The sequence below is a fragment of the Type-F symbiont of Plautia stali genome (assembly GCF_059731105.1).
This window is the reverse complement of record NZ_AP035909.1, coordinates 340,707-360,177: the sequence shown is the minus strand read 5'-3', so window position 1 is coordinate 360,177 and position 19,471 is coordinate 340,707. Positions and strand designations below refer to the sequence as shown.

General features: G+C 57.2%; 16 protein-coding genes. 8 read left to right on the top strand and 8 right to left on the bottom strand.

What is annotated here, in order from left to right:
- Window positions 1-166 precede the first annotated feature (166 nt).
- Together AC6I7A_RS01590 and AC6I7A_RS01585 are read right to left on the bottom strand one after the other, a co-directional pair.
- Window positions 167-535 carry a helix-turn-helix domain-containing protein gene (locus tag AC6I7A_RS01590; protein ID WP_009092546.1) on the bottom strand — a complete coding sequence of 123 codons (369 nt, stop codon included), beginning with the start codon at window positions 533-535 and terminating at the stop codon, window positions 167-169.
- 532 nt (window positions 536-1,067) lie between these two features.
- Window positions 1,068-1,409: a hypothetical protein gene (locus tag AC6I7A_RS01585; protein WP_140922760.1), complete on the bottom strand. Its 342-nt coding sequence runs from the start codon at window positions 1,407-1,409 to the stop codon at window positions 1,068-1,070.
- Window positions 1,410-1,991: 582 nt separating this feature from the next.
- Between AC6I7A_RS01585 and AC6I7A_RS01580 the strand changes: the two genes are divergently transcribed.
- From AC6I7A_RS01580 to AC6I7A_RS01570, 3 genes are all read left to right on the top strand, one after another.
- Window positions 1,992-2,651, top strand: coding sequence for a response regulator (locus AC6I7A_RS01580; protein WP_009092548.1), 660 nt, complete (start codon window positions 1,992-1,994; stop codon window positions 2,649-2,651).
- The gene (locus tag AC6I7A_RS01575) at window positions 2,648-4,003 is read left to right on the top strand and encodes a sensor histidine kinase (RefSeq protein ID WP_009092550.1); all 1,356 of its coding nucleotides are present in this window, start codon (window positions 2,648-2,650) and stop codon (window positions 4,001-4,003) included. Before AC6I7A_RS01580 ends, AC6I7A_RS01575 begins: the two co-directional genes overlap by 4 nt.
- Window positions 4,004-4,279: 276 nt before the next feature.
- Window positions 4,280-5,146 (top strand): nucleoside-specific channel-forming protein Tsx, encoded by an 867-nt coding sequence (locus AC6I7A_RS01570; protein ID WP_009092552.1) that lies wholly within the window; start codon window positions 4,280-4,282, stop codon window positions 5,144-5,146.
- An 82-nt stretch (window positions 5,147-5,228) separates the two neighbouring features.
- Here the strand turns inward: AC6I7A_RS01570 and yjdN are convergent, their stop codons facing one another.
- Window positions 5,229-5,666 carry a VOC family metalloprotein YjdN gene (gene yjdN, locus AC6I7A_RS01565; protein WP_009092553.1) on the bottom strand — a complete coding sequence of 146 codons (438 nt, stop codon included), beginning with the start codon at window positions 5,664-5,666 and terminating at the stop codon, window positions 5,229-5,231.
- Window positions 5,667-5,739: 73 nt separating this feature from the next.
- Window positions 5,740-6,636, bottom strand: a complete 897-nt coding sequence (locus AC6I7A_RS01560; RefSeq protein ID WP_009092555.1) for a LysR family transcriptional regulator — start codon at window positions 6,634-6,636, stop codon at window positions 5,740-5,742.
- A gap of 115 nt (window positions 6,637-6,751) precedes the next feature.
- On the opposite strand from AC6I7A_RS01560, the gene AC6I7A_RS01555 reads away from it, so the two are divergent.
- The 4 genes from AC6I7A_RS01555 (at window position 6,752) to AC6I7A_RS01540 (ending at window position 12,773) form a co-directional block, all read left to right on the top strand.
- Window positions 6,752-8,065: an amidohydrolase gene (locus AC6I7A_RS01555; protein WP_058957014.1), complete on the top strand. Its 1,314-nt coding sequence runs from the start codon at window positions 6,752-6,754 to the stop codon at window positions 8,063-8,065.
- Window positions 8,062-9,504, top strand: coding sequence for a M20 family metallopeptidase (locus AC6I7A_RS01550; protein ID WP_058957013.1), 1,443 nt, complete (start codon window positions 8,062-8,064; stop codon window positions 9,502-9,504). Before AC6I7A_RS01555 ends, AC6I7A_RS01550 begins: the two co-directional genes overlap by 4 nt.
- A gap of 167 nt (window positions 9,505-9,671) precedes the next feature.
- A complete protein-coding gene (gene abgT, locus AC6I7A_RS01545) occupies window positions 9,672-11,189 on the top strand; it encodes a p-aminobenzoyl-glutamate transporter (RefSeq protein ID WP_058957012.1) in 1,518 nt (505 codons plus the stop codon).
- A 174-nt stretch (window positions 11,190-11,363) separates the two neighbouring features.
- Window positions 11,364-12,773, top strand: a complete 1,410-nt coding sequence (locus AC6I7A_RS01540) for an MFS transporter (protein ID WP_058957047.1) — start codon at window positions 11,364-11,366, stop codon at window positions 12,771-12,773.
- Between the two features lie 42 nt (window positions 12,774-12,815).
- On the opposite strand, the gene AC6I7A_RS01535 is transcribed toward AC6I7A_RS01540, so the two are convergent.
- The 3 genes from AC6I7A_RS01535 to AC6I7A_RS01525 are packed head-to-tail and all read right to left on the bottom strand — an operon-like array spanning window position 12,816 to window position 16,659.
- On the bottom strand, window positions 12,816-14,126 hold the full coding sequence (locus tag AC6I7A_RS01535) for a c-type cytochrome (protein WP_058957011.1): 1,311 nt from the start codon (window positions 14,124-14,126) through the stop codon (window positions 12,816-12,818).
- A gap of 11 nt (window positions 14,127-14,137) precedes the next feature.
- Window positions 14,138-15,922, bottom strand: coding sequence for a GMC family oxidoreductase (locus AC6I7A_RS01530; protein WP_009092566.1), 1,785 nt, complete (start codon window positions 15,920-15,922; stop codon window positions 14,138-14,140).
- Between the two features lie 2 nt (window positions 15,923-15,924).
- On the bottom strand, window positions 15,925-16,659 hold the full coding sequence (locus AC6I7A_RS01525) for a gluconate 2-dehydrogenase subunit 3 family protein (RefSeq protein ID WP_009092567.1): 735 nt from the start codon (window positions 16,657-16,659) through the stop codon (window positions 15,925-15,927).
- Between the two features lie 277 nt (window positions 16,660-16,936).
- On the opposite strand from AC6I7A_RS01525, the gene sbmA reads away from it, so the two are divergent.
- The gene (gene sbmA, locus AC6I7A_RS01520; protein WP_009092568.1) at window positions 16,937-18,178 is read left to right on the top strand and encodes a peptide antibiotic transporter SbmA; all 1,242 of its coding nucleotides are present in this window, start codon (window positions 16,937-16,939) and stop codon (window positions 18,176-18,178) included.
- Window positions 18,179-18,284: 106 nt separating this feature from the next.
- On the opposite strand, the gene yncE is transcribed toward sbmA, so the two are convergent.
- Window positions 18,285-19,337 (bottom strand): 7-bladed beta-propeller protein YncE, encoded by a 1,053-nt coding sequence (yncE, locus tag AC6I7A_RS01515; RefSeq protein WP_058957009.1) that lies wholly within the window; start codon window positions 19,335-19,337, stop codon window positions 18,285-18,287.
- Window positions 19,338-19,471 lie beyond the last annotated feature (134 nt).

Genomic DNA, 19,471 nt, shown 5'->3' with positions numbered 1-19,471 from the left:
TTTCCCGACTCCGACAGTAAGGGGATGCAGGCAACAAACTAGCATGTTCAGGCGGGGGGACTGTGGCGAGGAGGCAAAAAAAACAGGGTGATAACAGGCGAAACGAGCGCAAAGCGCGGAGTGACCTTTCCGTCTGCCTGCCGTGACGGAAAGGCCTTGTCAGGCATCAGCTGGCCATCGCCAGCGGGAACAGCAGTCGATCCGGCTCGACGCGACGCTGGCGGCGCAACTGGCCCGGCGTCACCATAAAGTAATTTTTGAAGGTCCGGGTGTAGGCCTGCTGGGTATCAAAGCCGTAGTTCATCGCCACCTGCAGAATCGCTTCGTTGCTGCTCAGCAGCGTGAGCGCCGACTCCGTCAGGCGACGCTGACGGATATATTCTGCCAGGGAAAAGCCGGTGTGCTGGCGAAACAGGCGTTGCAGATGCCAGCGCGAATAGCCTGAGCGGCGCGCCACCTCATCCAGATGCAGATCGTGTCCTAAGTTGTTCTCTATCCAGTCCAGCAGACTCCGAATAAACTCGCGCTGATTCATGGTTCCTCCTGTTCAAGCTGATGTGCAGTGGAACCACTCTACCCGCTAAAATTTATCCCTTAATTAGCAGAAAATTAGCGCAGAATTAGCAAGGGTTGAAACGGAGGTGAGAGGGTGCGGCCAGCGGGGGCTTTGAGAAAAAATCTGTCGTGAGATTACTGTTAGAAAAGAGAGGCATTTAAAACTCATTTAGTCAGCAGCTTTTATTACATTCCTGTTTTATTAATTTTTTATATCAAAACAGGAGCCGAAGCCCCTGCACATCTAATCTCTACACTTAAGTTTTTTTACAGCTGCCAGATGCACTGAAAAACCTTGAGCACAAAAAAATAGTCAGTTTAACAAACGTAGTCAGTGTAGCGATTGTAACGACCATTTTTGATGCATTTTCTGGCATAGCATACCAGCCTTCATACGAAACGCCTGCGCCACTCAAAAACATTGCGCCCACTAATATGCTAACCAATATAGATAGATAGCGTACTATTTTTTGCATAAAACCCTCAGCCATCATTTATCATGAAGACTAATTTCACCAGGTGCATTGACCACCAATACTGTTACCAGCATTGTAGTTTCCAGAATTATTAAAACACGAACCAATACCACCACCAATCGCACTTGCCACAGCTGAGCCCGGACCACCTACTGAACCACTAATCATCCCACCGAGGATGCCATTGAGACAGCCCACCATTTCAGGATGTGCAGCCACAACCTGAATTACGCCATTACTTGGACCAAACAGATTACCGGATTGACTGGACTTATTACCATGCTGACTGGCATAAGCTGATGCCCCAGCATAGGCAGGGTCGTATGCACCGCTTGCACCAGTAACCAAAAGCAAATGACTATTTTCTAAGATCTTCATTTAACAAACTCCTTCTGTTTTTTATTAATGGCAAACCCTGTTGCCAGAAATTTATATCAATTAAATATTCCATGTGCAAAGAGTTATTACCCTTATTAAAATTTATAAAATAAATTTCCTTATCAAAGAGATGGGTGAAAAAAGATGTCATTTCTTGTTATTTCTCCCCAGATCATCCTGATAAAATATTAACATTTATCTTTTTATGTGACATAAGGCACAATTAATTTTCAGAGTTAATTTCTATTGCATAATTTTAACATCTATCTACTCAGAAATAACCTTACTAACATAGAGCCCGTATCTGATAAAAATCATTTCTATCCTAAATTAGTCATACAACAGTTAAATAGCATTATTCACGTCTGAAAAGGGTAGTATTGACCTAATGATAAAAGCGTCAAAATTTTCGTCCTCAGGCCAGTGGTTTTACTCTCGTTTACTATGAAAAATGCGGATAGAGTTCTGATGAAGCACTGCAGATGCAGCCAGCGCGGCGAAAGCGGGAAGTGTGAAGGCGGATAATTCTGGCCTAACAATTGATGAGTAAACTCTCTCCCATCTTTGCAGAGGAGATCAGCCATGCGCGTGTTACTGGTTGAAGATGATGAAATGATCGGCGCAAACCTGCAGCAGGCACTGGAGGGCGCGGGCTGGTCGGTGGACTGGGTGCGCGATGGCGTCTTTGCCCACAATGCCTGGAGCGAAGGCGGCTACAGCTGCGTGCTGCTCGATCTCGGCTTACCCCGCGATGACGGGTTACAGGTGCTGCGCCGGGCGCGCGGGCGCGGCGACTCCACGCCCGTGCTGATTCTGACTGCCCGCGACACGGTGGCGCAGCGCATTCAGGGGCTCGACAGCGGCGCTGACGACTACCTGCTTAAACCGTTCGACCTCCAGGAAGTGATGGCCCGGATGCGCGCCATTACCCGACGCCGCCACGGCGCGGCAGATTCGGTGCTGGGCAGCGGGGATGTTCAGCTGGATATGATGACCCGCGAAGTGCTCTATAAGGGGCAGCGCGAGCAGCTGACCGCGCGCGAGTATGCCCTGCTCTACGCCCTGCTGGAGCGGCCCGGTGCCATTCTGTCGCGCGAGCAGCTGGAAAACCGCATCTATGGCTGGGGCGATGAAGTCAGCAGCAATGCGGTGGATGTCCTGATTCACGGCATGCGCCGCAAGCTGGATAACGATGTGATCCGCAACGTGCGTGGCCTGGGCTGGCGGGTTCCGGCCATATGAAACCTTTCACCTTTATGCGCTCGCTGCGTAATAAACTGCTCTCTACGCTGCTGATTATTCATCTGCTGATGATTGGCGGTGTCACCTGGTATTTCTTCAGCTGCTACGGCGATATGGTCGGCACCATGAAGGACGATCAGCTGGCAAAAATCGCGGACGCCTGGTCCACCAATAAGCAGATGCCCGCCCTGATGCCGATGCTGATTGCGCCGGATAAAGCGAAAAGCGCGTTTGTGGTTCAGCTGTGGGACGATCGCGGACAGCTGCGTGCCAGCTCCTGGCCGGAGCTGGCGGCCCCGTTACAGAACCAGCGGGGTTACCGCGACGTGCATGTCGGCCAGTGCCGCGACTGTGAATGGCGGATCTACACCCGGCCCGGTTTGCCCGGCAGCGCGATCAAAACCATTCAGGTCATGCACAACCTCAGCTACATGAAGTCCACGATGGTCAAGCGGGCGCTGGCGGCGATTATCCCGATGATCCTGATGATGCCGCTGTCGCTGCTGGTGATCTGGCTGGTGGTACGCAAGATCACCCGCGATCTGCAGGTGGCTTCGCGTCAGATCGCGGCGCAGGAGACCCATCATCCGCACAACGTCTCACCGGAGGGGCTGCCGGATGAGATCCTGCCGCTGGTGGCTGCCTATAATTCGTTGCTGAGTAAACTGCGCGAGGCCTGGTCCTCTCAGCGTCAGTTCCTGGAGGACGCCGCCCATGAACTGCGCACCCCGGTAACGGCGGTGACCTTACAGCTGGAGAATCTGCGCCAGCATATCCAGCCGGGCGAAGCGAGCCGGCAGTTCAGCCAGCTGGAAGCGGGCGTCACGCGCACCCGTCATCTGGTCACACAGCTACTCAATGTGTCGCGCCAGGATGACCAGAGTGTGGTCGCCAGCGTCGAGCATATTGACCTGGAAGATCTGCTCAAGGAGAGCATTGAGCAGCTGATGGTGGTGGCAGACAAGCGCGGCATCGATATCGGCTTTAACGGCTCTGCCCAGTATCGTCTGCAGGCCAGTCGTTCTGAGCTGCGCAGCCTGTTTGACAACCTGATTGGTAACGCCATGTTGCACACGCCGGAAGGGAGTCTGGTCGATGTGCTGCTGCATCGGGTCGCGGGCAAAACGGTGGTCGATATTGTCGATAACGGGCCAGGCATGCCGGAATCCTTTATCGAGCGCGCATTTGATCGTTTTACCCGCTCGCCTGACGTGAAAGCCCAGGGCAGCGGGCTGGGATTATCCATCGTGCGTAACGTCGCTCAGAAACATCAGATTCACGTCGCCCTTTCCAACTGTCTGACCCCACAGGGTGCGATCTGTGGTTTACAGGTTCGCGTCACTTTTCCCTGATCCCGCCTTTTTGATCACGAACCAGACAACGTAAACGGTTGCCTGGTTCCGTTCGATCATGGTCTTAATTGTGAAGTGCATCACATTTTAGCTGAATTGTAATGCAACACTTTTTGACAAACGTGAGCAAAATCTATTTTCTATCGATCTGTTACAGGCACGCTACGCGGGCTGAACAACCGGCTGTTTTTTGCTGACATCCTCATTCCCTCCAGGGACCGATTTCTCTCTGACTGCGTCTGCTGTGCGGCGGTCAAAAGCATGTGGCTGATGATAATGAAATATAAAACGTTGATAGCAGGTGCCGTGCTGGCATGTTCACTGAGTGGTGCTGCGCAGGCCGCAGAAAGCGATCCGCAGTATCTCTCTGACTGGTGGCATCAGAGCGTTAACGTGGTAGGCAGCTACCACACCCGTTTCGGACCGCAGTTCAATAACGACGTCTATCTGGAATATGAAGCGTTTGCGAAAAAAGAGTGGTTCGACTTTTACGGCTATCTCGACGTACCTAATTTCTTCGGCGTCGGCAACAGCAACGCCAACGGCGTATTCGACCACGGTTCCCCGATGTTCATGGAAATTGAGCCGCGCTTCTCGATCGACAAGCTGACCGGCACCAGCCTGGCATTTGGTCCGTTCAAAGAGTGGTATTTTGCTAACAACTACATCTACGATATGGGCCGCAACAGCGATAACCGCCAGAACACCTGGTATATGGGTCTCGGCACCGATATCGATACGCACAGCGATGTCGGCCTGTCGCTGAACGTCTATGCCAAATATCAGTGGGAAAACTACGGTGCGGCGAACGAGAACAGCTGGGATGGCTATCGCTTCAAGGTGAAATACTTCGTCCCGATCACGACGCTGTGGGGCGGTAATCTGGGCTATGTCGGCTTCACTAACTTCGACTGGGGTTCCGATCTGCGCGATAAAGGCGGCGCATCACGCACCAGCAACTCCATCGCCTCCAGCCACATTCTGTCACTGGGCTACGATCACTGGCACATCTCTGCGGTGGCGCGTTACTTCCACAACGGCGGCCAGTGGGCAGATGGTCAGGAGCTGAACTTCGGCAACGGTCCGTTTGAAGTCAAATCGACCGGCTGGGGTTACTACCTGGTGGCGGGTTACAACTTCTGATGTAAAGCGGCGGCGCTTTATCGCGTCGCCGCCTTGTGTTTCTGCTGGTATGGCGTCGCATCCTGTGACGTCCGTCAGCCGCTTAATCCTGCGACTTCTCCACATTGATGCGCCACGGAATGTTGAACTTATCGATAAACATGGCGAAGCCGTTCGACCAGAAAGTCTCCTGCCACTCCGTTGTCACCTTGCCGCCTGCCGACAGTTTTTCAAACCACGCTTTACCCTCTTCGACATCGGTGGTGGAAAGGCTGACCGCATAACCGGCATGTTCCGACGCCGGTGGCTGATCGGTGTTACCGTCGCTGAGCATCAGCTCGCCGTCGCCAATACGCAGTTGCGCATGCATGATCTTCTCGGGTGGCTGCGGCGCTGCGGACTGATCGCCAACCTGCTCTCCCTGATCCGGCATATCGCCAAACTTCATTTTCGCGAGCAACTCGCCCCCGGTCGCCTGCAGGTAAAAGTCGATAGCCTCTTCACAACGGCCATAGAGAAACAGATAAGGACTGACTTGCATCTTCACCTCTATATTGTCGGTTGGATTTTTACAGTACCTTAAGAGTGTAGACGATCGACTTTACTCGCTGATTTTACTGGCAATAACGGCGAAACAGCTGCGCCATATAGCTGCTCATGGGCGTCAGCGCGGTCTCCTTACGCTGAATCAGATAAAAAATCGCTTTCGGCAGGGGTTCGTCAAGCGTCAGCGCCACCAGCGACCGTCCCAGAACCGGATCGTCAATCACATCGGCTGACAGAATGCTGATGAAATCGCTTTGCGCCACCAGGCTGGTACAGGCCATAAAGGTTTCACAGGTCACCACGATTTTGGGTGCCATGCCGCGCTCGCCAAAGAGGTCGTGCAACAGGCGGTAATAGCTGCCTTTCGGCGTCGGCATGGTCCAGTCCGCCTGCTGCAACGCCGCCAGTGAACGGGCTTTTTCCAGCGGATGGCCTTTGCGAACCACCACCTTATATTCCCGCTCCATCACCCGCTCATACATCAGCTCCTGATCGAGATGACTCTGGTCATAAGTATTGATGGTGAAATCGAGCGTTCCCTGACGCAGCTCATGCACCATCGACACCAGCTGGCCTTCGACGATGCGCACCTTGACCAGCGGATATTCCCGATGAAACTGGTTGATCACCTGCGGCATAACGGTACGCGCCACGCTGCTGCCGATGCCGATATTCACCTGCCCCCCGCCCCGCCCCAGCCGCTGCTGGATATCCTCTTCGGCGACCCGCAGCTCCGCCAGCACCAGGCTGGCATGACGGAAAAAGTTATCACCGATATCCGTTAACACCACGCCCTGCTGGCGGCGGATAAACAGCTTTGCCCCCAGCTCACGCTCCAGTTCCTGAATCGCTTTGGTCAGCGCCGGTTGCGACAGCCCCGAAACACGGCTTGCCGCACGGATACTGCCCTGCCGCGCCACGTCAACAAACGCACGCAGTTGATGAAGCTTGAGATTAGCGGACATAACTTTTGTGATAACCGGTGTTTATCAGTCACAAGATATTCGCATCTTATGCCCGGCAATTCCATTGTGTAGATTCGAAGCAGTGCATAAAAAACCAACAACGAGGACAGAGCCGATGAAAACCCTTTCCGACCACGTCAGTGCAAGGCTGCCGCAGCTTCAGCAGTGGCGTCGTGACTTCCATCACTACGCCGAATCGGGCTGGCTGGAGTTTCGCACCGCCACGCTGGTCGCTGAAGAGCTGCATCAGCTCGGTTATCAGCTAAAGCTGGGGCGTGAGGTGATCGACGCAGAGGCGCGGATGGGCCTGCCCGACGCCGCCGTGCTGAAACAGCAGGAGGCGCGGGCGTTACAACAGGGCGCGCTGCCGCAGTGGATCAGCCACTTTTCCGGCGGATTCTGCGGCATCGTGGCGACGCTGGAAACCGGCCGTCCCGGCCCGGTGATGGGCTTCCGCGTGGACATGGACGCACTGGATCTCAATGAGAGCCAGGCCAGCGATCATCTGCCGCATCGGGAAGGGTTCGCCTCCTGCAATGCGGGCATGATGCACGCCTGCGGTCATGATGGCCATACCACCATCGGGCTGGGGCTTGCCTCAGTGCTGATGGCGATGAAAGAGCGGCTCAGCGGCACCATCAAACTGATTTTTCAGCCTGCTGAAGAGGGTGTACGCGGCGCGAAAGCGATGGTAGCGGCGGGCGTGGTCGATGATGTGGATCGCTTCACGGCGATTCACATTGGCACCGGCGTGCCGGCGGGCGAAGTGGTGTGCGGCAGCGACAGCTTTCTCGCCACCACCAAGCTGGATGTTCACTTCACCGGCGTCGGTGCCCATGCGGGTGGCCGCCCGGAAGAGGGACGCAATGCCCTGCTGGCGGCGGCTCAGGCGACGCTGGCCCTGCATGGCCTGGCCCAGCACAGCGGCGGCGTGGCGCGGGTGAATGTCGGCGTGCTGCAGGCCGGAACCGGCCGCAACGTGGTCGCCGATTGCGCCCTGCTGAAGGTCGAAACCCGCGGCATCACCAATCAGGTTAACGACGATATTTATCAGCAGGCGCTGCGGGTAATTGCCGGTGCGGCGGCGATGTATGGTGTTGAGCAGCAGGTGACGCTGATGGGTGCGGCGCGCAGCTGCACCCCGACGCAGCCGTGGGTCGACTTCATCCACCAGCAGGCAGACGCGCTCGGTATATTTGATTCCGTGGTCGATCGCAAAGCGCAGGCGGCAGGATCAGAAGATGCGACCTATATGATGGAGCGGGTCAGGCAGCGTGGCGGCCAGGCCTCATACGTCATTTTCGGCTGTGACCTGGCGGCGGGCCACCATAATGCCCGATTCGACTTTGATGAGCAGGTCATGCCGGACGCCATCACGCTGCTGGCGACGCTGGCGCTCAATCAGGCGCAGTATGGTGAAACACGATGATGGAAGCCTTTATTGCCGACTATATCGACCGCCATCAGCACCGTTTCAGCACGCTCAGCGACGCCATCTGGGATACGCCGGAAACCCGCTTTGCCGAAACCCGCTCCTCGGCCCTGCTGGCCGACGCGCTGGCCGAAACCGGGTTCATCGTGGAGCGCGGCGTGGGCGGCATTGACACCGCCTTTATCGCCAGCGCCGGCAGCGGCAAACCGGTGATCGCCATCCTCGGGGAGTTTGATGCGCTGGCCGGTCTCAGCCAGCAGGCCGGATGCGCCCGGCCAGAACCGCTGGAGGTGAACGGCAACGGACACGGCTGCGGCCACAACCTGCTCGGCACCGCCGGCGTGGCGGCGGCCTGTGCGGTTAAAGCCTGGATGGAGCAGCATCACGCTGGCGGAACCGTGCGTTTTTATGGCTGCCCTGGCGAAGAAGGGGGATCGGGTAAGACCTTTATGGTGCGTGAGGGCCTGTTTGACGATGTGGATGCCGCCGTGACCTGGCATCCGGAAGGTTTCAGCGGCATGTTCAATTTGCGCACGCTCGCCAATATTCAGGCCGCGTTCAGCTTCAAAGGGATCGCGGCTCATGCCGCTAACTCTCCCCATCTGGGCCGCAGCGCACTGGATGCCGTCACGCTGATGAATACCGGGGCCAACTTTCTGCGCGAGCACATCGAACAGGAGGCACGTCTGCACTACGCCATCACCAACAGCGGCGGCGTCTCGCCAAATGTGGTGCAGGCCGATGCGGAGGTGCTCTACCTGATCCGCGCGCCGGCGTTGCCACAGGCGCAGGCGATCTATCAGCGGGTAATCAATATTGCCCGGGGTGCCGCCCTGATGACGGACACGACCCTGACCGTGCGTTTTGACAAAGCCTGCTCTGACTATGTGCCTAATCGCGCGCTGGAAGCGGTCATGGAGCGCTATTTGCATCACTTTGGTTTGCCCGACTACAGCGACGAAGAGCGCGCGTTCGCGGCTGAACTGCGTGCCACTCTGACCGATGACGATCTGCGTAATGCCCGCCTGAACGCCGCCCGTATCGGTGGCGAAACCGGTCACGCCTGGGCTGAGCAGCTGGGTGAGAGGCTGTTTATGGATCAGGTCGCGCCCTATGCCGTCACCCGCGACCTGCTCTATGGCTCCACCGATGTCGGCGATGTCAGCTGGGTCACGCCGACGGCACAGTGTTTTGCGCCCTGCTTTACCTTCGGCACGCCGCTGCACACCTGGCAACTGGTGGCGCAGGGCCGCACCACGATCGCGCATAAGGGCATGTTGCTTGCGGGCAAAGTGATGGCGGCGACGGTGACCACGCTGCTGCAGGATGAGCAGGCGCTGGCGGAGTGCCAGGCCGAATTTCAGAAGGCTCGCGCCGGGCAGCCCTATCACTGCCCGATCCCTGCGGGGATCACACCCACAAAACTGGCCGGATGAGCCAGCGGCCGCGTCGCTGACGCGGACCAGAATAAAAATAGTGCAAACACTTCCCTGATTCTGCGGGGCCGGAACTGAACTCACCGCCTGTCGCCTGTCGCGACCGGCGTCAGCCCGCGCCGCCATCGATAAGGGGGTCACAAGACGACAAGAAGAGAACCCATACCATGGAAGCAACCTCCGAGAACCGTAGTCCTGGCCGGCTCTTCAGCTGGATCGAACGCGCAGGCAATAAAGTGCCTAACCCGTTTTTACTGTTTGTCTATCTGATTGTGGTGCTGATGGTCGCAACCGCCATTATCAGTGCGCTGGATCTGGCGGTGAAGAACCCCGGTAATGGCGAAATCGTCCGGGTCAACAACCTGCTGAGCGTCGCGGGTCTGCAGTGGATCCTGCCCAACATCATCAAAAACTTCAGCAGCTTTACCCCGCTGGGGTCGATTCTGGCGCTGGTCATTGGTGCCGGGCTGGCGGAAAAGGTCGGCCTGCTGCAGTCGCTGATGGTTAAGATGGCGTCACGCGTCAGCCGCCGTTACGCCAGCTACATGGTGCTGTTTATCGCCTTTTTCAGCCATATCTCCTCGGACGCGGCGCTGGTGGTGATGCCGCCGCTGGGTGCGCTGATCTTTCTGGCGGTGGGCCGTCATCCGGTCGCGGGCCTGCTGGCCGCCATCGCCGGTGTCGCCTCGGGTTTTACCGCTAACCTGCTGATCGTCACCACCGATGTACTGCTTTCAGGTATCAGCACCGAAGCCGCTAAAGCGGTCAGCGATACGGTGCATGTCAGCGTCATCGATAACTGGTTCTTTATGGCCACCTCGGTGATTGTGCTGACGATTGTGGGTGCGTTACTGACCGACAAATTTGTTGAGCCGCGCCTGCCGCAGTGGCAGGGCAACGGCGAAAAGCTGGCGGGGCTGACGCCGCTGGAGAACCGCGGCCTGCGTGCCGCCGGGATCGCCGCGCTGCTGTTTATCGCCGTGATGGCGCTGCTGGTTGTGCCGGAACATGCGCCGCTGCGCAATCCCGCCAGCGGTGCCATTATCCCCTCGCCTTTTATTCAGGGTATTGTGCCGATCATCATTCTGTTCTTCTTTGTGGTGGCGATTGCCTACGGTGTCGCCACCCGGCAGATCCGTCGTCCGGATGATATCCCGCAGCTGCTGGTCGATCCGATGAAAGGCATGGCGGGTTTTATCGTGATGGTCTTTCCGCTGTCGCAGTTCGTGGCGTTCTTTAACTGGAGCAACATGGGCAAATTCATGGCGATAGGACTGACCGACGTGCTGGAGAGCGCAGGCGTCAGCGGCGCGCCCGCATTTCTCGGCCTGATGTTTCTGTCGGCGTTTCTCTGCATGTTTATCGCCAGCGGCTCAGCCATCTGGTCGATTCTGGCGCCGGTGTTCGTGCCGATGTTTATGCTACTCGGCTTCCATCCCGCCTTTGCCCAGATGATTTTCCGCATCGCTGACTCGGCGGTGCTGCCGCTGGCACCGATGTCGCCCTTTCTGCCGCTGTTCCTCGCCTTTTTGCAGCGATACCAGAAGGATGCACAGCTCGGCACCTACTATGTGCTGATCTTCCCCTATCCGCTGGTGTTCTTTATCAGCTGGATCGCCCTGCTGGTCGCCTGGTACTGGCTGGGGCTGCCGATTGGGCCTGGCGTCTGGCCGCAACTGCCTTAAGGCGATGTGCCACGGATGGCAAAACCTGCAACGTATGTTGCTAAATCGTCAGCAACGCCCCTCTCGGCAACGGCAGATGAATTGATTATTCTGCTATTTCTTCGCCTGCTAACGGTTGACGTTCTGAATAACCGCCTGCGGGTGTTTCCCACACTGCCTGAGGTTGACGCTGATATGACCACTCACTCCACCCGCATGCCGCCGATGCACGCGTCATCGGCGGCCCGCAACAGCGTAGCCGGGCGCATTGATGCGCTGCCCGCGTCCGCTGGCTTATGGCGCTTTATCACCCTGCTGGCGCTGGGCGGCTTTTTTGAACTTTATGACCTGTTTGAAACCGGCTATATCAGCACCGGCCTGCTGGCGGCAGGCGTCTTTCACACCGGTGAGGCGGGCGTGCTCGGCTTCTCCGATCAGGCTGCGTTTGCGTCAGCCACCTTTCTCGGCCTCTTTTTCGGTGCCAGCCTGCTGGCCCCCTACGCTGACCGATTTGGCCGCCGCCTGACCTTTATGTGTGCGCTGCTCTGGTATGGGCTCTTTTCCCTGCTGATGGCCTTTCAGCAGAGCGCGGAGATGATCATTCTGTTCCGCTTTCTGGTGGGAATCGGGCTGGGCGTCGAGCTGGTGACCATTGATACCTATCTGTCGGAATGGGTGCCGAGCCACCTGCGCAGCCGCGCCTTTGCTTATGCCTTTTTCGTGCAGTTTTTATCGGTGCCTGCCGTCGCGCTGATGTCGTGGTGGCTGGTGCCGCAGACCGTGTTCGGTCTGGAAGGCTGGCGCTGGGTCGTGATCGCAGGCGCACTCTGTTCACTGGTGATCTGGCTGGTGCGCAGAAATCTGCCGGAATCGGCACGCTGGCTGGCGCAGCAGGGGCGCTATCAGGCGGCGCATGAGGTGTTATCGGCGATGGAGCAGCGCTGCGGCATTCCGGCCGGGCCTGCTATCCTGCCCGATGACGCGGCTGCACAGCTGCCCAAACGCGGGCGCTTTCGTGAAATCTGGGCTCCCGCTTATCGCCAGCGCACCCTGATGCTGGTGGTGATGAACTTTTTCCAGGCGATCGGCTTTTTTGGCTTTGGTAACTGGCTGCCTGCGCTGCTGTCAGGCCGCGGTGCCACGGTGACACACAGTCTGCTCTATGCCTTCTTTATCACGCTGGCCTATCCGCTGGGATCGCTGATCTGCAGCCGCTATGCCGACAAGCTGGAGAATAAGTGGCAGATTGTACTGTCATCGCTGATGACGGTGGTATTCGGCACGCTGTTCGCCTTTCAGACGCAGCCGGTGCTGCTGATCCTCTGCGGCTTCCTGATTACCTGGTCCAACGCCTGGCTGACTTTCAGCTTCCACGCCTATCAGACCGAGATTTTCCCGACCCACATCCGGGCGCGGGCAGTCGGCTTCTGCTACTCCTTCAGCCGCCTCTCTACGGTATTCAGCAGTATTTTAATCGGGGTGATCCTGCAATACGCCGGCACGCCGGGCGTGATTACGTTCATCGTGCTGAGCATGCTGATGGTGATGCTGTCGGTAGGGATTTACGGGCCGAAAACCCGCGGGATCGATCTGGAGAATATTTAAAAGAAAAGGCCGTCATCCTGATGATGACGGCCTTTTTACGGGTTATTTGCCTTCCAGCACCCGGATGTCTGCACTGCCCAGACGATCCTTCTCATCTTTACGCAGCGACGCGACCTGTTTCGCGGTCACCGGCTCTGACGCCTTATTGCCCCAGCTGTTACGCACGAAGTTCACCACATCGGCAACCTGCTGGTCGTTCAGCCGCCAGCCAAATGCCGGCATGGTAATGGTCGATGGCGCACCGTTCACACCAGGCAGTTGCCCGCCCACCAGCACGATGTGAATCAGCGAGGTCGGATCGTCCGCCAGTACCACCGGGTTGCCGCGCAGCGCCGGATAAAAACGCTTATAGCCGCTGCCATCGGTTTTATGGCATGCCGCACAGCTGTCGACATAGGCCGCCGCGCCGGTCTGGCTGTCATCGCCGCGCCAGAGCGCTTTGGCGGTGGCATCATCCACGCTGAAGGCCGCCTGATGCGGGTCTTTCGCGCCCAGTGACTTCAGATAGCGCGCAATCGCGGTGATATCGGCTTCGCTCAGGTGCTGCAGGCTGTGTTCCACCACATCGGTCATCCCACCAAACGCGGCAGTCTGATCGTTACGGCCATAACGCAGGAACTGACGCAGGTCATCTTCGCTCCAGCGCCCCAGCCCATCGCGGTTATCGCCACGCAGGTTGCTGGCCGTCCAGCCGTCAATCGGCGCGCTGCTGCCCGCCAGATAGTCGTTGCCTTCGGCGTTGGTCAGCACCTTCTCCTGCATGGTGAAACTGCGCGGCGTGTGACAGGCACCGCAGTGGCCCAGCCCCTCAACCAGATAGCGACCGCGCGCCAGCACCGGATCTTCCTGAGCGGCAGGCTGGAACGCTTTCACATCGGGCGCAAAAATTCCGCGCCAGATCGCCAGCGGCCAGCGCATCGACAGCGGCCACGGAATGTCGCTGTCGCGATTTGGCTGCTTCACCGCCGTCACGCCATGCATGAAATAGGCGTAAAGCGCCTTCATATCCTCATCGCTGACGACCGCGTAAGAGGGATAAGGCATGGCGGGATAGAGGGTATCGCCATTTTTCGCCACACCATGACGCACCGCTTTCTGGAAGTCGTCGTAGCTGTACTCACCAATACCGGTCGTGCGATCGGGAGTGATGTTGGTGGAGTAGATGGTGCCAATCGGGGTGGCCATCGGCAGACCACCGGCAAAGGTCGCGCCGCCTTTGCTGGTGTGACAGGCCACACAGTCACCGGCGCGCGCCAGATACTCTCCCCGCTTAACCAGATTGTCCTGGCTCTCATCCGCCAGCGCGGCAAAGGTCAGGGTGCCCAGAATCAGGGCCAGAATGCCATTTTTCATCGCCATGTTCCTTATGCCTGCACCAGTGGACCGGGGTTCTTCAGGTAGTTTTCGCGAATCGCTTTAGCTGACCAGTAGGTCAGCGCCGCCACCATGCCGGTCGGGTTATAGCCCAGTCCCTGCGGGAAGGCAGAGGCACCTGGTACAAACACATTCGGCACGTCCCAGCTTTGCAGATAGCGGTTAACCGCACTGGTTTTCGGATCGTCGCCCATGATCGCACCGCCACTGATGTGGGTGGTCTGATAAACCCTGGAGTCAAAATGGGTGCCCGGCTTTTTCGCGCCGCCCAGAATCATCTTCGGATTCATCGCCTCCGCGATATTGCGCATTTTTCCGACCATAAACTGCGCCATTTTGATGTCGTTCTCCTGCCAGTCAAAGGTCATGCGCAGCAGTGGCTGCCCATAAACATCTTTGTAGTTGGGATCGAGATCGAGATAGTTAGCGCGGTAGGACTGATGCGCGCCGTGCGCATCCATCGACAGGTGATGGGTGTAAGTATCCGCCACCGCCGCTTTCCATTTACTGCCCCAGTCTGGCGTACCGGCAGGCACTGGCATGCCGGAGATCGGCTTGGTTCCCGCCTGGTTGACCCAGAATGGCGATCCGCCCACAAAGCCCAGCGGTCCGTGGTCGAAGTTATCGGCGTTGAAATCATCAACCGCAACGCCCGCGCCACCTGCGCCGATAAACGGGTTAGTGGTGGTGTTTTTATCAAACAGCGCCTTCAGGGTAGAGAGGTTCTGATAGGCGAAGTTACGGCCGACGGTGCCTTCGTTGGTAATCGGGTTGTAAGGCTTGCCGATGCCTGACAGCAGCATCAGATGCACATTGTGGAACTGGAAGGCGGAGAGGATCACCAGGTCAGCGGGCTGCACCTGTTCGCGCCCCTGCCCGTCCACATAGGTCACGCCGGTTGCGCGCGTTTTGTCATCGCTGAGATTGACCCGCAGGACATACGAGTTGTTACGCAGTTCAAACTTTGGCTCCTGGCGCAGTGCTGGCAGGATGTTCACGTTAGGTGACGCTTTGGAATACATGTAGCAGGCGTAGCCGCTGCAGTATCCGCAGAAGTTACACGGCCCCATCTGCGCGCCATAGGTGTTGGTATAGGGCCCGGAGGTGTTGGCGGAAGGCAGATCGTAAGGATGATAGCCGACCGACTCCGCCGCCTGCGCAAACAGCTGCGCCGAGTAGGTACGCTTCTGTGCGGGCAGCGGGAAGTTATCTGAACGATCGGGCGCAAACGGGTTACCGCCTTTATCTTTGCCGACCACCTTGCCCTTGATACTCCAGGCGCTGCCTGAGGTGCCAAAGACTTTTTCCGCCTTGTCGAAGAACGGCTCCAGCTCATCGTAGCTGACGCCAAAATCCTGAATCGTCATGCCTTCCGGGATGAAATTCTTGCCGTAACGCTCTTCATAATGGCTGCGCATCCGCAGTTCAATCGGATCCACGCGGAAGTGGACGCCTGACCAGTGCAGGCCCGCGCCGCCGGTGCCGGTGCCGGGCAGGAATGCCGCCAGCTGACGATAAGGCACCGCCGTCTGCGAAGCATCATGACGGATGGTCACGGTGCTTTTAGAGAGATCCTGGAACAGCTTTTTGCGGATGTTATAGGTCAGCTCATCAATGGACTGCGGATAAGAGCCGTCCGGATAGGTGTCGCGATGCGGCCCACGCTCCAGCGCCAGCACATTCAGGCCCGCTTCGGTCAGCTCTTTCGCCATGATGGCACCGGCCCAGCCGAAGCCAACAATCACCGCATCCACTTTTTTCATTTCGTTTGCCATGCTTAACTTCTCTCCCCGCGAATCGATACTGACGGGAACGGATAACGTTCACCGCGCTCTACCCAGTCCATAAAGTCGGCGCGTGCGCCAGGGAAGTTGATCAGCTTCCAGCCGACCATTCCCTGATTTCCGCCGTGGACAGGATCGCTGAAGAAGCCTTCGCGTGTGTTCTGCAGCAGAAAGGCAAAGAAGGTTTTAGCGGGCAACTGGCTGAATTCGGCGCTGCCACTCTCCATCGCCTGCAATAGCGCATCCTGCTGCTCCGCGCTGAGCTGAGCGAACACCTTACCGTGCTGCTGTTTGCTGTAGTGGTCGGCATCGGCCAGACCGAGACGGTAGATCTGCTGCGGCACCAGCGGCAGCTGATAGCCCAGCTCTTTCGGCAGATCGGGATTAAACGGCCCCTGCATATACCAGTTCGATCCGGTGGCATAGGGTGTATTCATCTGGCGGTCAATGAACTCCGGCACGCCCGCTTCCACTGCGCCAGGCCCGCGTTCATCGCTGGGGATCAGGCGCGCCACGGCGGCGGTGATAAAGGCATACTCTTCGGCGGTAAACCAGGAGGGCTGATAATCACGCGCCTTCTGCGGTGCAGCCGGCGTTTCCGCCGCCTGTGCGGTCAGCGGCAGGGAGAGAGCACCCATCGCTGTGGACCCTACCGCCATTGCAGGCGCCAGGGTGATTGTCTTCAGCAAAAAATCCCTGCGTGAATGACCCTTTTTTTGTTCTGACATGACATTGCCTCATTCCCGCGCTGGATGGCGGTATGAAAAAAATAGGTGGTTGCGTTGTAGTGGTTTTTATCAGCAGATACCGGCCCTGATGCCGGTTTGTTACCGGTAACAAGCCGCCATATTGTAACACTGCTATTCACAAAGATTTAGTTCCGCGAAACAAAACCGCACAATTTCATTAACATTCATCCCTGCCCTGTCATGAGCAGAAACAACAGACTACAGACAGCAAGCAACCAAAACGTTATAAAAGACCATACACAACAGCGGAGTGCCTATGTTTAAGTCTTTTTTTCCGCGGCCAGCGCTGTTTTTCAGCTCAGCGGCCGTCTGGAGTTTAGTCGCTATTTTTGCCTGGTTTGGTTTTGCTGAGCAGTTGCCCGGCATGTGGCCCATGTTCGAAACCGCTATCAAAGCGCCCCTGCCGACGACCGCAGCGCGTTTTATCGCGGCGAGTCAGATCTGGTTCTATCTCTATTACTGGATAATGGTCGCCATTTTTGCCGTGGCGTGGCGGGTGATCGACTCTCATCCGTGGCAACGCTGGTCAGTCTGGGGATCGGCACTGATCATCTTTGTCACCTGGTTTGGTGTCCAGGTCGGGGTCGCCATCAACGCCTGGTATGGCCCGTTTTACGATCTGATCCAGAAAGCGCTGACAAAAGCGGGATCGGTGCAGATTGCTGAGTTTTACCACCAGGTTGTGGCTTTTCTCGGCATCGCATTAATCGCGGTGGTGATTGGCGTACTCAATTCGTTCTTTATCAGCCACTGGGTTTTCCGCTGGCGTACCGCCATGAATAACTATTACATGCACAACTGGCAGCGGCTGCGCCATGTTGAAGGTGCCGCACAGCGTGTTCAGGAAGACACCATGCGCTTTGCGACCACGCTGGAAAACTGGGGCGTCAGTTTTATTCAGGCGATCATGACGCTGGTGGCATTTTTGCCGGTACTGGTGGCGCTCTCCCATCACGTTAAAGATATTCCGTTCCTCGGTAATATCCCTTACGCGCTGGTGATTGCCGCGGTGCTCTGGTCGGTGTTTGGTACAGGTTTACTGGCGCTGGTCGGGATTAAACTGCCTGGGCTGGAGTTCCGCAACCAGCGGGTCGAAGCCGCCTACCGTAAAGAGCTGGTCTACGGCGAAGACAATGCCGATCGCGCCGGGCCCCAGACGGTGCAGGAGCTGTTCAGTCGGGTGCGGGTTAACTACTTCCGTCTCTACTTTCACTATCTCTACTTCAACATCACCCGCATTCTCTATCTGCAGGTCGATAACGTGTTTGGTCTGTTCCTGCTGTTTCCCTCGATTGTGGCGGGCACCATCACGCTGGGCTTACTCAACCAGATCACCAACGTGTTTGATCAGGTGCGCGGCTCGTTCCAGTATCTGATCGCCTCCTGGTCGACGCTGATTGAACTGATGTCCATCTACAAACGTCTGCGCAGCTTCGAGCAGATTCTGGATGATGTGCCGCACGACGAGATGATGCGCGAAGCGTCAGAGGATGTGTAGCGCACAGGCGCTTTATTGAGGCGAAAAAGCCACCCGTGAGGGTGGCTTTTCCAGTGACACAGCGCGGCGGTAAAACTGTTTACCTCCCCCGCGCAGAGCGCGTTCCTTACAGAGTAATGCGCATCACGCTATCAGGATTCGCTGGCGGCGCCTTGCGCGAGCCTGGCTGCTTCACGCTGACATAAAGCACGTTGCCATCCGCTGAGAGCGCCAGACTGTTCGGCAGGGCCGGCGTTTTTACAGTACGTTTAACCTGATAGGTGCGGGCGTCGATGATGCTGACCTCGCCCGCTTTGCGATGGGTGACATAGAGCTCATCGCGATCCGGATTGAACAGCACCGCCAGCGATTCCGGAACGGCAATCCGCTGTATGACCTGCTGACTACGCAGATCAACCACCAGCACCTGAGCCTGCTTTGAATCACTCAGGAAGGCACGCTGACCGCGCGTATCCAGTGCAATGTTCAGGAAGAAGTGCGCTTTATCGCCATCAATCTTCTGTTTTTTCTCAACGGCATTGGTGCGGGCGTTAATGGTCACCAGCTCGCCATCCGCATTGGTGACGTACACCTTCTGCGCGGCTGAATCCACTGCCAGGCCTGTGCCCATTTTGCCGGTGTTCGGGATCGTGCTGATCAGTTTCAGCGAACTGCCATCCACGACCCAGACCACGCTCTGCGGCCCCAGCCCGGTGATATAGACGCGGTTAGTTTTTACATCCACGGCCACCTGACGCGGCTGCAACGGACGCACGGTTTCGCTGCGCTTGCGGCCATCCAGCACGCGCGTGTTGAGGACGTTGCCACTGCTGGCATCAATCGCGGTCACTGAACCGTCAAGCGTATTTCCGATATAGAGCACGTTCGTTTGCGGGTTGAGCGCCGCGCCAAACGATTTCAGCGGCGTGGCGATCGACTTCTGCACCGCCAGCGTCGCGGGATCGAGACGAAACACGGTGCCGCCCTCGCCGCTGCTGTTTTGTGCTGTCGCCACGAACAGCGCCTTCTCCTTCGGGCTGACGGCCAGTTCATAGACCCCTTTGCCCACCGCCTGATTCAGATCTTCTGCCTGCACGGCCAGCCATCCTGACGCAGAAAACAGGGCCGTAGCCAGTAACAGCGGACGCAGCGTCCGGCGCGTATTGGTATTCGCTTTCATAACTTCTCCAGAGTGAATTCACCGCAGACGCAGTGAAATGAAAGCCCGACATTGCAACCAGAAACAGCTGACCAGCAGCCAGAGACAATCTTGTTTTTGAGAATAATAATTATTTCGGAAGGAAAGGGACAGGA